Here is a 12,106-nt window from a genome sequence, read left to right as displayed (position 1 = left end):
CTCGATACCGCCTTTGCTACCACTGCATGGTGTATTCTGCGACCAAGAATGAATTGGCGCGAGCAAAAGCCACGCCGCAAAGACGATAGCCCAAAATCGCATTATGTCCCCCGACTATCAGGAGAGAGTGCGCCCTTTGGTCTGGATAGGCAATATCGTGAGGTAGTCGATTGAATCATAACAGATGGTTCGCGGTAACCTCTCGCCGGAATCCCGCTCCGCAAAAATGAAGCCGGGTGCTCGGCTTCTGCTATTTTATGATATTCCTCAAAATCGGTCGCGGAGTCGGCCCCATCTGGCATTATTATTGCGCCAGCATCACCCAATTCATCCAAGGGAAACACCATGATCCACGTTCTCGCCATCCTCACCGCCAAGCCCGGCAAGCGCGCCGAAGTGCTCGAAGCCTTTCAGGCGAATGTTCCGGCCGTGCATGCCGAAGACGGCTGCATCGAGTATACCGCGGTGGTGGATGTTGAGGGTGCCGATCCGGCTTTTGGGCCGGACACCTTCGTCGTCGTTGAAAAATGGGAAAGCCTGGCGGCGCTGAAGGCGCATGCGGCTGCGGCGCATATGGCTGCCTATGGCGAGAAGGTGAAGGACCTGATGGCCGCGCGCGCGGTGCATGTGCTGAACCCGGCCTGATCGCCGATCTCAGCGAACAATCACACCTCAACGGCGCCCTCCGGCGCCGTTTTTCATATCATCCTTCCCGCTCGCTGCGCCGGCGATCCGCCCGCGCAATCAATCCCACGGGTCGTAATAGCGATCGCGCCAATAGTGGCGGTGCCAACGACGGTATTCCCAGTCATCGCCGCGCCAGTAGCGGTCGCGGTAATAATAGCGATGACCATAGCTCGGGCCGACATAGACGCCGAAGAAGCCGGGCGCGATCATCACGCTGGGGCCGTGGCGATGATGCCAGTGATGATAATGGCGGCGATGCGCGTCGGCATTGGTCACCGGCAGAGCGAGGATACCCAGCGCCAGCAGCGCCGTTGCGATAATCCTCATGACACGTCTCCTCAAACGCAAGCCGCCAGGCCGGCGACACCGCGCCGGCCCGAGGATTGCATCATTTCCCGCATTCACGCGGGCAGAAGAATAACGCTTGAGGCGAAGGCATGGTTCCAGATCACCAACGGGGCAGCCGGATGGCGATGCCATTTAAAGAGCATCGGGCAGATTTCATTCCGCTACCAGTTCCCGCACCGCTTGCCGGATCAGCCGGCAGGCATCGATCGAGGCCTTTCGGCCGTTATGGGCAAGGTAATAGGACAGCGGCAGCACCTCATCCGGATCGACGATGCGGACCTTGTCGGCGATCGGCATGGCACTGACGCGGCCGAGGAAGGACACGTAGCCGTGATTAGCAACGAGATCGACGATGACGGGCAGCGAGTCGGCCGAGGTGATGTCGCGGCCGCGAAACCGGCGGCGGTCGCCGCTGTCATAGCCAAACGCCATGGCCGCGTTGCCGATGCCGGTGCGCGGGCTCGGCACGCAGAGCGGATGATTGTCCACCAGCGCCGCCACCGTCCGTTCCGTGCTGCCGGGCGGCGCGATCGCCACCATATCGGTCGCCAGCAGTTCCATATGATCGAAAGCGTCGAGGCCGAAGACGGAATCGACGATGGCGACATCGATGCGGCCGGATCTCAGCGCCTCGCGCAGGTCGTCGGCGGTCATCAGCATCAGGGACAGCATGTTGCGATTGCCGCTGCTGTTCCAGCGCGCCACAAGGCTGGCAAGCGAGCGGGCCACCCAGCTTTCCGAGCCGGTCGGGATGATCGAGCCGATGCGAACGGCGCGCGCCACCCGCTGGAACCGCTCGTCCGAGGTCGCCTTCATCTCGTCCCAGGCCTCGGCAATACCGGCGAGAATGGCTTGGACCTCGCGGCCCGCCTCCGTCAGCATCGAGCCCTGTGCCTGCCGCTCGAACAGACGGCAGCCGAACAGATCTTCCAAATTGGCGATCTGCAATGACAGCTGAGGCTGACCGAGGCGCAGGCGGCGGGCGGCGCGATTGATACTGCCCTGATCGGCGACTTCGAGGAAACGCTCGATAGTGGCGATCTTCAGCGGCAGGCGGGCGGCCCATTGGGCATAGTCCTCCGGCGTCGGCGGCTCCTTCGTCAGGGCCGAGAGCGCCCGCATGCCGGCAAGGATCGGCTGCAACCCCTTCTTCACCTTCGCGCTGGCGAGCAAGGTGGCAAGCTCTCCGGAGGCACGCTCGACGAGTTTTATCGCCAGATCCGTCTCCAGCCGCCTGAGCGCCCCCGATACGGTCGAGGCCGAAAGGGACAGCCGGCGGGCAGTCTCCCGGACCGAGCCGATCGAGAAGACCGTGTCGGCGATGAACAATGCCCCGAGATACAAGCCGCACTCCTTTCAGACCGGCCCATGTGCACGATCAAGATGGCACGACGATATGATGTGTTCTTAAAAAAAGATATCCCAAAGCTAGGGGGTAGCGGCTATCGTCGGCGAGTTGTCCAACCGGTCCCACAATCAAAAGGAGATCGGAACAGCGTCAAACGGGTAAGGGGAACAAAAACAAACGCGCTTACCCCCGAAAAAAGAAATCAATTTTCGCGCTTATGCCGAGCACCCTCGTCATAATCGCGCCGCGACTGCAGGTGGAGGACTGGCGTGGCATCGATTTTTCGATGGCGAGCGCTATTTCCCGAACGCAGATAGGACTTCGCCTGCGGTTCTTCGGCCCGCAGCTACAGATTGCGTGTCCGAGACCGGCCCTGAGACCGAGCGGATGCGCGCAATAATGGTTCAACGGGGTACAAAGGGAAGCATCATGTTCAAGAAGCTCGCACTCGCCGCCACGCTCGCGGCTCTCCTTGCCAGTGGCGCCAGCGCCGCCGACGTCGTGGTCTCGTCGAAGATCGACACGGAAGGCACGCTGCTCGGCAACATCATCCTGGCAGCACTCAATGCCAATGGCATCAAGGCGCAGGACCGCATCGCGCTCGGCACCACGCCGGTCGTACGCAAGGCGATCACCGCCGGCGAGATCGACATCTATGCCGAATATACCGGCAATGCCGGCTTCTTCTTCAACAAGGCCGACGATGCCGCCTGGAAGGACCTGCAAAAGGGCTACGATCTCGCCAAGAAGCTGGACTATGACGCCAACAAGATCGTCTGGCTGACGCCATCGCCCGCCAACAACACCTGGGCGATTGCCGTTCGCAACGACGTTGCCGGCCCGGCCAAGCTCAAGACCATGTCCGATTTCGGCAAGTGGGTTGCCGGCGGCGGTCCCGTCAAGCTTGCGGCCTCCTCCGAGTTCGTCAACTCGCCGGCAGCGCTCCCGGCCTTCCAGACGACCTATAGCTTCCAGATCAAGCCGGACCAGGAAGTCGTTCTCTCCGGCGGCGACACGGCGGCGACGATCAAGGCGGCGGCCGACCAGACCAACGGCGTCAACACCGCCATGGTCTACGGCACCGACGGCGCGATCGAGGCGGCCGAGCTGACGGTTCTCGAAGACGACAAGAGCGTGCAGCCGGTCTACGCACCGACGCCGATCGTCCGCGAAGCCGTCTTGAAGGCTAATCCGAAGATCGAGGAGGTTCTCGCCCCGATCTTCAAGGGCCTGACCGCCGACGTGCTGCGCAAGCTCAACGGCCGCATCCAGGTGGATGGCGAGCCGGCCAAAGCGGTTGCCGAATCCTACCTCAAGGACGGTGGCTTCCTGAAGTAAGAGCTTACGCAGACTACCCAGGCGGCTCCGCTTTGATAGAGTGGAGCCGCAGTTCTTTTTGTGACTTGCGACGGAGCTTGCCTGATGGAAGATGCGCTCGCGGCCCGCAGGGTGGACCGTCTCGGAGTTGTATTGGTGGCCGGTGGCGCGCTGGCCGCGACCTTGATGCCGTTCATCATCGTCAAGGCGAACCGTATCGCCGCCGGCAAGCCGCAATTGCTGGTACAGCTCCTCGCCCAGCCGAGCGCATTGGCGCTCCTGGCCCTTCTCGTCGCCACCGCCCTCGCCGCGCTTTTCCTGCGCAACCAGCTTGCCCGCCTCGGCATCGCCACACTGACCATCGCCTTCCTCATCATCACGCTTGGCCTCGTCTCGACGGCGGCGACGCCCGCTGGCAGCACCGTGGCGCGCATTACGCCGGGCGGCGCCTTCTGGGTGCTGCTCGCCGTCATCGGCCTGGTGATCTCGGATGCGCTGGTGAAGCTGCGGCTGTCGCCATGGCTCCGCGTCGGGTCGCTTGCCCTCTATGCGGCGCTCCTCGGCGTCATCTTCAAATCCGGACTGCTCGACAATCTGTCGATCATGAAGGAATATGCCAACAATACCGACAAGTTCTGGAACGAGGGGCTGGGTCATGTCTTCCTGGCGCTCGGCTCCGTCGCCATCGCCATTATCCTCGCCCTGCCGCTTGGCATCTTCTGCTATTGGCAGCCGAGGCTTCGCGCCGTCGCGCTGCGGGCTCTCAGCCTTGTGCAAACCATTCCCAGCCTGGCGCTGTTCGGCATTCTGATGCTGCCGCTCGGCTATATCGCCGCCCATGTCCCCTTTGCCGCCACCATCGGCGTGAAGGGCATTGGCACCGCGCCGGCGCTGGTGGCGCTGGTGATCTATTCGCTGCTGCCGATCGTCGCCAATACCGTCGTCGGCCTTGCCGGCGTCGATCCCTCGGTGCGCGACGCCGCCGCCGGCATGGGACTGACGCGTCGCCAGATTCTCACCCGTATCGACCTGCCGCTCGCCTTTCCTGTCATCCTCACTGGCATCCGCATCGTGCTGGTGCAGGCGATCGGTCTCGTCACCGTCGCGGCGCTGATCGGCGGCGGCGGCTTCGGCATCTTCATCTTCCAGGGCATCGGTCAGACGGCCAATGACCTCGTGCTGCTCGGCGCCGTGCCGACGGTCTTTCTCGCCTTCTCATCGGCCGTCATCCTCGATGCGGTCATCGACAGCATCCGGGGACAACGCGCATGACCGCCATGATCGAGCTTAAGGGCGTGACCAAGCGCTACGGCAACGCCACCGTGGTCGACAATGTCAGCATGAGCATGGAAAAGGGCACGATCACCGTCATCGTCGGCACCTCCGGCTCCGGCAAATCGACGCTGATGCGGATGATCAACAGGCTGGTGCCGATCTCTGACGGCCATATCTCCGTCGGCGGCCAGGATGTGATGGACGTGCCCGCGACCGAGCTTCGCCGCCGTATCGGCTACGCCATTCAGGGCCACGGGCTATTTCCGCATCGCACGGTGGCGCAGAATATCGCCACCGTCCCCGAGCTGCTCGGTTGGGACAGGGCGCGGATCAATGGCCGCGTCGAGGAACTGCTCAATCTCTTCCATCTCGACCCCGGCATCTTCGCCGCCAAATATCCGAGCCAGCTCTCCGGCGGCCAGCAACAGCGCGTCGGCGTCGCCCGTGCGCTTGCGGCCGAACCGGAACTGCTGCTGATGGACGAGCCTTTCGGCGCGCTCGATCCGGTGATCCGCGGCAAGGCGCAGGACGATCTGCTGGCGATCCAGAAGCAGTTCGGCACGACCGTTATCCTCGTCACCCACGACATGGACGAAGCCTTCCATCTCGGCGACCAGATCGCGGTCATGAGCAACGGCAAGCTTTTGCAATGTTCGGAGCCGGAAAAGATCCTGACGGAGCCGGCCGATCCCTTCGTGCAGCAATTGACCGGCACCTCCGACCGGGCGCTGAAGCTGATGTCGCTGCTGCCGCTGAAAGGAAGCATGCAGCCGCCACGGCCCGGCCTCGGCTATAGCCTGCCGCAAACGCTCAACCTGCGCGACGCGCTGGCTGAGATGATTTGGCAAGGTGCCGACGAGGCAGCCGTCGAGGATGACAGCAAGGTGCTGGTCGGCTCGATCTCGATGCAACATCTGATCGAGCTGGGTCGCAAGGCATGAGGTTCCTCGCCACCAACCTCTTCCGCCTTCTGGCGCTGGCGCTGCTTCTGGTCCTGCTGTTTCGGCCGGAATGGCTGATCCCGATCCTGGCGCCGCTCACCAAATTCGGCGCGTCGCCGATCTACACGCAGAACAGCCTGCCGTCCCTCGCCCTCAGCCATATGGAGCTGATCCTGATCTCGATTGCGGCCAGCGGCATCCTCGCCGTGCTCGGCGGCATCTTCGTCACTCGCAAGAGCGGCGCCGACTTCCTGCCACTGTCGCGGGCGATCGCCAATGCCGGCCAAACCTTTCCGCCCGTCGCCGTGCTGGCGCTTGCCATCTCCACCACCGGCTTTGGCGCGGTGCCGACGCTGATCGCGCTGTTCCTCTACGCGTTGCTGCCGATCTTCGAGAATACCGTCGCCGGCCTGCAGCAGGTGCCCGCCACCGTCCTCGACGCCGCCGATGGCATGGGCATGAACGGTTGGCAGCGGCTGTTTCGCGTCGAGCTGCCGCTCGCCCTGCCGCTGATCATCGAAGGATTGAAGATCGCCACCGTCATCAATATCGGCACCGCAACAATCGGCTCGACCGTCGCTGCCAAGGGGCTGGGCGAAGTCATCATCGCCGGCCTGATCAACGACAACACCGCCTTCATCCTGCAGGGCGGCCTGATCGTCGGTCTAATGGCGGTGCTGATCTATGATGGCATGGAATTGATCGAGCATACCGTGACGCGGAAGATCGGTGTGCAGGGGCAGTAAAGGCAATGGCGATTGGCGTTTCGCGCGGCGGCTGACGATACGCAGAGCCTTGTTAACCGCCCTCTCCCGAACTCAGCGTCGCTCCAGGCAGATAAAGCGAGATCGGCCTGATTTCATAGACGGCGGTCGGATTGACGCGGCGCAAGTCGCGCGCCGCCGCGACCGCGGCATCGAGCGTTGGAAAATCAACCACGTAGAATCCCAGCAATTGCTCCTTGGTTTCCGCGAACGGGCCGTCAATGACCAGCCCCGCCCCCTTCCCTCGCAAGGTGACCGCACCCTGGGGCGGACCGAGGCGTGCCGCCGGTCCGAGCGACTTCTCCGCCACCAGGCGGTCATTGACCTCCAGCAGTTCGGTCATGAGTGCCGCATCCTCCTCCTTGCTCCAGGATTCGACAACGCCTTCTTCATGATAGGCCAGGATTGCGTAGTACATGGATTTCCTCCCCAGGAACCTCCGTCGACGCCCGCCGGTTGGGCCGGTTGCCAAGATACCCGGAAGTCTACGCAGATGAATCGAGATTCAGAAGCCCTGAAGTGACTTTTCGAATGACGATATACGATGGGCTCACTGCTTGCCTTGCCCGACAACGGATGGCATTGGCTTTAGTGCGATATTCAGATGACCAATGGAGGTGCCGATGGCCAAGATGATCCATTCGATGATCCGTGTTCTCGACGAGGCGCGCTCGATCGATTTCTATGGCAAGGCCTTCGGGCTCGCGGTCGTCGACCGCATCGTCTTCCCGACATTCACGCTTATCTATCTGAGCAATGCCGAGACCGGCTTCGAGCTGGAGCTGACAGTCAATCAAGGCCGGGTCGAACCCTACCCGCTCGGTGAGGGCTATGGCCATCTCGCCGTTTCCGTCGACGAGCTGCGGGACGAACATGCCCTATTTTCCTCGCTTGGGCTAAACCCCGGCAAGATCACCGAACTCAATCGCGATGGAAAACTCTTCGGCCTGTTCTTCTTCGTCACCGATCCCGATGGTTACAAGATCGAAGTGGTGCAAAGGCACGGGCGATTTCAATAGGGCCAGACATACCAAAAAACCCGCGCAAGCAGGGCCTGTCCGGGCTGACTATCTCGAAGCCTACATCCAGTAGGGCGGCACGCCGAAATAGTCGTGGCTCTTATGGCCGTGATCCTTGTGGGCGAGGATATCGTCCTTGCCCAGGAAACGGCAGGCTTTCTCGACGTCGCTTTTGGTCATGTTAATGCGATAACCATCGATATAGGCATCGTAGCGCAGCTTTTCCCACGGCAGCCGGTAGTGTTCCTGACCAATGCCGAAGAAGCCGCCGAAGCTCAAGATGATGAACGCGATACGTCCATCGCTTTTTTCCAGCATCAGGCGCTCGATATGACCGATCTGCTTGCCATCCGAACCGAACACCTTGGACCCCTCGACCCGGTCGCAGGCGACCAGCATCGACATATCCTTGACGTAGAGGTCACGGCTCATGGTATCGGCACTCTCTTTATGCATGCGCGCACCTCCCTTTGGATACGCTTCACATATGTTGGAGCGTCCGATCCGCCGCCCTTTTTTCAAGGCGACACGATGCTCCGATGGGTTTTCGCCCACGGCCCATTAACGCGCTCTTCCCGCAAAAGTTCCAGTCCTTTTTTAAAAATTGTGAAAAAAGGATTAACGCCTCGCGATTGTTGACGTTTACGTCAAAGTTAGTATAACTTTTGTTGTCGCTCTCAGCCTATGGGTGAGAGGAAAGGCTGTGACGGTGAGAAAAGCGGGAGACTTTTCAGCCGGACAGTGACACGCTAGAAAGCCGCCGTTCGCCGACGGTGGGGCGTTGGATGCGTCAGGGAGGAAGTACGCATGAATTCAGTTTCCGCTCCTTCGGATGGACCGGTGGTCAACAAGATTTGGCTCACCTCCTATCCCGACATGGTGCCGGCCGATTTGCCGCCACTGGAGCATGCATCGCTCGCCGAACTTCTGGAGGAAAGCTGCGCGCGCTATGCCGACCGGCCGGCCTTCACCAGCATGGGCAAGTCGATCACCTATCGCGATCTCGACATTCAAACGCGCAAGATCGGTGCCTGGCTGCAAAGCCTCGGCCTGCAAAAGGGCGATCGCGTCGCCGTCATGATGCCGAACGTGCTGCAGAACCCGATCGCCGTCTACGGCATCCTCCGCGCCGGCTTCGTCGTGGTCAACGTCAATCCGCTCTACACGCCGCGCGAACTCGAACACCAGTTGCGCGATTGCGGCGCCAAGGCGATCTTTGTGCTGGAAAACTTCGCACACACGGTCGAGCAGGTGTTGACGCATACGGATGTGCGCCACGTCGTCGTCACCGCGCTCGGCGACATGCTGGGGCTGAAGGGCCATATCGTCAATTTCATCGTGCGCAAGGTGAAGAAGCTGGTGCCAGCCTGGTCCATCCCCGGCCATCATAGCTTTGCGGCCGTGCTTGCAGCAGGCGCACGACTGTCGCTGAAGCCGGCCGAACTCACGCACAGCGATATCGCCTTCCTGCAATATACCGGCGGCACGACCGGCGTGGCCAAGGGCGCGATCCTCACTCACGCCAATCTGCTTGCCAACCAACTGCAATTGCAGCTTTGGCTGGCGACCGCCTACATTGCCAAGAAGCGGCCCGAGCAGTTGAACTTCGTCTGCGCGCTGCCGCTCTACCATATCTTCGCGCTGACGGTGAACTCGCTGATGGGCGTATCGATCGGCGCGCATAATGTGCTGATCGCCAATCCGCGCGACATTCCGGCCTTCATCAAGGAGCTCGGCAAATACAAGTTCGACATGTTCCCCGGCCTCAACACGCTGTTCAACGCGCTGATGAACAATCCGGAATTCCCCAAGCTCGACCTGTCACAGACCGGGACGCTGGCGGGTGGCATGGCGGTGCAGCGGCCGGTGGCCGAGCGCTGGCAGAAGATGACGGGCGCCTGGATTACCGAGGGCTACGGCCTCTCGGAGACATCGCCGGTCGCCAGCGCCAACCGCTTCGACAGCTCGGACTTTACCGGCACGATCGGCCTGCCGCTCAGCGGCACCGATTTCGACATTCGCGACGAGAATGGCAATTCCCTGCCGCCCGGCGAGGTCGGCGAAATCTGCATTCGGGGACCGCAGGTCATGGCCGGCTATTGGAAGCAGCCGGCTGAGACCGCGAGGGTAATGACGCCGGACGGCTTCTTCCGGAGCGGCGACATGGGCTTCATGAATGAACGCGGCTATACCAAGATCGTCGACCGCAAGAAGGATATGATCCTGGTCTCGGGCTTCAACGTCTATCCGAACGAGATCGAGGAAGTCGCCGCCATGCATCCGGGCATCCTAGAAGCAGCGGCGGTCGGCGTGCCGGACGAGCATTCCGGCGAGGCCGTCAAGCTCTTCGTCGTCAAGAAGGACCCGGCGCTGACCGAGGCCGACGTCAAGGCGCATTGCGCCGCCAACCTCACCAACTACAAGCGGCCGCGCTTCATTGAATTCCGCACCGAACTGCCGAAATCGAATGTCGGCAAGATCCTGCGCAAGGAATTGCGCGGCTGACATAATTTCATGTCATTCGGAAAGCCGTTCGCCTTCATCCGCGAGCGGCTTTTTTCGTTTTGCCGGATAGGTGAACTTGATTTACGCCCTAGATAAAGAATAGTTTCCGCGACCAAACACCAGAGTGCCCTGCCCTCCTCAGACGGCAAGCGGCGCGAACCGCAAGGAGCCCCCATGAACGCCCTCGTCGACCAACTGAAGAGCACCGCAGCGGCCAGCAAGGCCACCGATATCCGCGCCGCCTTCGCCGCCGACCCCAAACGCTTCTCCCGCTTCAGCGCCTCGTTCGACGACCTGCTGATGGACTATTCGAAGACCGCGGTGAACGACGAGATCCTGACGCTTCTCGAAAAGCTCGCGACCGACGGCGGCGTCGCGGCCAAGCGCGAGGAGATGTTCTCCGGCGTTGCCATCAACTTCACCGAAGACCGCGCCGTTCTGCACACGGCCCTGCGTAACCGCTCCAACACCCCGGTGCTCGTCGATGGCAAGGACGTCATGCCGGATGTCAACGGCGTGCTCGCCGCCATGGGCAAATTCGCCGACGGCATTCGCTCCGGCACGCTGAAGGGCGCCACCGGCAAGCCGATCACCGACGTCATCAACATCGGCATTGGCGGCTCCGATCTCGGCCCGGTCATGGCAACACTGGCGCTCGCGCCTTTCCATGACGGCCCGCGCTCGCATTTCGTCTCCAATATCGACGGCGCCCATATCGCCGATATCCTCAAGCTGGTCTCGCCGGAAACGACGCTGTTCATCATCGCGTCCAAGACCTTCACCACCATCGAGACGATGACCAACGCCCAGACGGCGCGCAACTTTATCGCCAAGGCGCTCGGCGAAGCTGCCGTTCAGCATCACTTTGCCGCCGTTTCGACGGCGCTCGACAAGGTCGCCGCCTTCGGCATCGACAGCGCGCGCGTCTTCGGCTTCTGGGATTGGGTCGGCGGCCGCTACTCGATCTGGTCGGCCATCGGCCTGCCGCTGATGATCGCCGTCGGTCCGGAGAACTTCGGCAAGTTCCTCGACGGCGCGCATGCGATGGACAACCATTTCCGCAAGGCGCCGTTTAAGGAAAACCTGCCGATGCTGCTCGGCCTCATCGGCTTCTACCATCGCAACGTCCTCGGCTATACGACGCGCGCCATCCTGCCCTACGACCAGCGCCTGTCGCGCTTCCCGGCCTATCTGCAGCAACTCGACATGGAATCGAACGGTAAGGGCGTCACCATCGACGGCACGCCGGTCGAGGGCAATTCCGGCCCGGTCGTCTGGGGCGAGCCCGGCACCAACGGCCAGCACGCCTTCTACCAGCTCATCCACCAGGGCACGAGCATCATCCCGGCCGAATTCATGATCGCCGCCAACGGTTTCGAACCGGACCTGCGTCACCAGCACGAGCTGCTGATCGCCAACTGCCTGGCACAGTCGGAAGCGCTGATGAAGGGCCGCACCTTCGAGGAAGCCAAGGCCCAGCTCACCTCCAAGGGTATGGACGACAAGAAGGCCGACTTTATCGCGCCGCACCGCGTCTTCACCGGCAACCGCCCGTCGATCACCTTCGTCTACGACAAGCTGACGCCATTTGCCCTCGGTCGCCTGATCGCGCTCTATGAACACCGCGTCTTCGTCGAAGGCGTGCTCTTCCGCATCAACTCTTTCGACCAGTGGGGTGTCGAACTCGGCAAGGAGCTGGCAACCGGCCTGCTGCCGGTCGTCGAAGGCAAGGAAAGCGCTGCCGGTCACGATTCCTCAACGCAGGGATTGGTCGCCGCGCTGTCGAAGCTGGAGAAGTAAGGTTTGGGCGATGGGGCGGATATAGTTCTGCTCCATCTCACCGCCTGAGTATGCGGAGAGTGCTGCCCCCCTCTGTCAGCTTCGCTGACATCTCCCCCACAA

At 61.8% G+C, this 12,106-nt stretch carries 12 protein-coding genes; 8 read left to right on the top strand and 4 right to left on the bottom strand.

Annotation, left to right across the window (positions count from 1 at the left end; translation table 11 throughout):
- The first annotated feature begins 345 nt into the window (after nucleotides 1–345).
- Nucleotides 346–645: a putative quinol monooxygenase gene (locus RRH01S_RS20755; RefSeq protein ID WP_034520190.1), complete on the top strand. Its 300-nt coding sequence runs from the start codon at nucleotides 346–348 to the stop codon at nucleotides 643–645.
- A gap of 99 nt (nucleotides 646–744) precedes the next feature.
- On the opposite strand, the gene RRH01S_RS20750 is transcribed toward RRH01S_RS20755, so the two are convergent.
- Both RRH01S_RS20750 and RRH01S_RS20745 read right to left on the bottom strand, forming a co-directional pair.
- Entirely contained in the window at nucleotides 745–1,014 is a 270-nt protein-coding gene (locus RRH01S_RS20750) for a hypothetical protein (protein ID WP_007695535.1), read from the bottom strand.
- 174 nt (nucleotides 1,015–1,188) lie between these two features.
- A complete protein-coding gene (locus tag RRH01S_RS20745) occupies nucleotides 1,189–2,379 on the bottom strand; it encodes a LysR family transcriptional regulator (protein WP_007695532.1) in 1,191 nt (396 codons plus the stop codon).
- A 433-nt stretch (nucleotides 2,380–2,812) separates the two neighbouring features.
- Here RRH01S_RS20745 and osmF point away from each other — a divergent pair, with 433 nt between their 5' ends.
- From osmF to RRH01S_RS20725, 4 genes are all read left to right on the top strand, one after another.
- Nucleotides 2,813–3,721, top strand: a complete 909-nt coding sequence (gene osmF, locus RRH01S_RS20740) for a glycine betaine ABC transporter substrate-binding protein OsmF (protein ID WP_007695531.1) — start codon at nucleotides 2,813–2,815, stop codon at nucleotides 3,719–3,721.
- 84 nt (nucleotides 3,722–3,805) lie between these two features.
- A complete protein-coding gene (locus RRH01S_RS20735) occupies nucleotides 3,806–4,972 on the top strand; it encodes an ABC transporter permease (protein ID WP_034520187.1) in 1,167 nt (388 codons plus the stop codon).
- Nucleotides 4,969–5,916, top strand: a complete 948-nt coding sequence (locus RRH01S_RS20730) for an ABC transporter ATP-binding protein (protein ID WP_007695529.1) — start codon at nucleotides 4,969–4,971, stop codon at nucleotides 5,914–5,916. The genes RRH01S_RS20735 and RRH01S_RS20730 overlap by 4 nt, the downstream gene beginning before the upstream one ends.
- Nucleotides 5,913–6,662 carry an ABC transporter permease gene (locus RRH01S_RS20725; RefSeq protein ID WP_007695528.1) on the top strand — a complete coding sequence of 250 codons (750 nt, stop codon included), beginning with the start codon at nucleotides 5,913–5,915 and terminating at the stop codon, nucleotides 6,660–6,662. The genes RRH01S_RS20730 and RRH01S_RS20725 overlap by 4 nt, the downstream gene beginning before the upstream one ends.
- A gap of 52 nt (nucleotides 6,663–6,714) precedes the next feature.
- Here the strand turns inward: RRH01S_RS20725 and RRH01S_RS20720 are convergent, their stop codons facing one another.
- Nucleotides 6,715–7,098 (bottom strand): YciI family protein, encoded by a 384-nt coding sequence (locus RRH01S_RS20720; protein ID WP_007695527.1) that lies wholly within the window; start codon nucleotides 7,096–7,098, stop codon nucleotides 6,715–6,717.
- 205 nt (nucleotides 7,099–7,303) lie between these two features.
- Here RRH01S_RS20720 and RRH01S_RS20715 point away from each other — a divergent pair, with 205 nt between their 5' ends.
- Entirely contained in the window at nucleotides 7,304–7,699 is a 396-nt protein-coding gene (locus RRH01S_RS20715) for a VOC family protein (protein ID WP_007695526.1), read from the top strand.
- Between the two features lie 60 nt (nucleotides 7,700–7,759).
- Here the strand turns inward: RRH01S_RS20715 and RRH01S_RS20710 are convergent, their stop codons facing one another.
- On the bottom strand, nucleotides 7,760–8,155 hold the full coding sequence (locus RRH01S_RS20710; RefSeq protein ID WP_007695525.1) for a PRC-barrel domain-containing protein: 396 nt from the start codon (nucleotides 8,153–8,155) through the stop codon (nucleotides 7,760–7,762).
- Nucleotides 8,156–8,506: 351 nt separating this feature from the next.
- Here RRH01S_RS20710 and RRH01S_RS20705 point away from each other — a divergent pair, with 351 nt between their 5' ends.
- Both RRH01S_RS20705 and pgi read left to right on the top strand, forming a co-directional pair.
- Nucleotides 8,507–10,204 carry a long-chain fatty acid--CoA ligase gene (locus RRH01S_RS20705; protein WP_007695523.1) on the top strand — a complete coding sequence of 566 codons (1,698 nt, stop codon included), beginning with the start codon at nucleotides 8,507–8,509 and terminating at the stop codon, nucleotides 10,202–10,204.
- A 174-nt stretch (nucleotides 10,205–10,378) separates the two neighbouring features.
- A complete protein-coding gene (gene pgi / locus RRH01S_RS20700; protein WP_034520183.1) occupies nucleotides 10,379–12,004 on the top strand; it encodes a glucose-6-phosphate isomerase in 1,626 nt (541 codons plus the stop codon).
- Nucleotides 12,005–12,106 lie beyond the last annotated feature (102 nt).

This window comes from Rhizobium rhizogenes NBRC 13257, assembly GCF_000696095.1.
GTDB lineage: Bacteria > Pseudomonadota > Alphaproteobacteria > Rhizobiales > Rhizobiaceae > Rhizobium > Rhizobium rhizogenes.
This window is presented reverse-complemented; position numbering and strand designations above follow the sequence as displayed.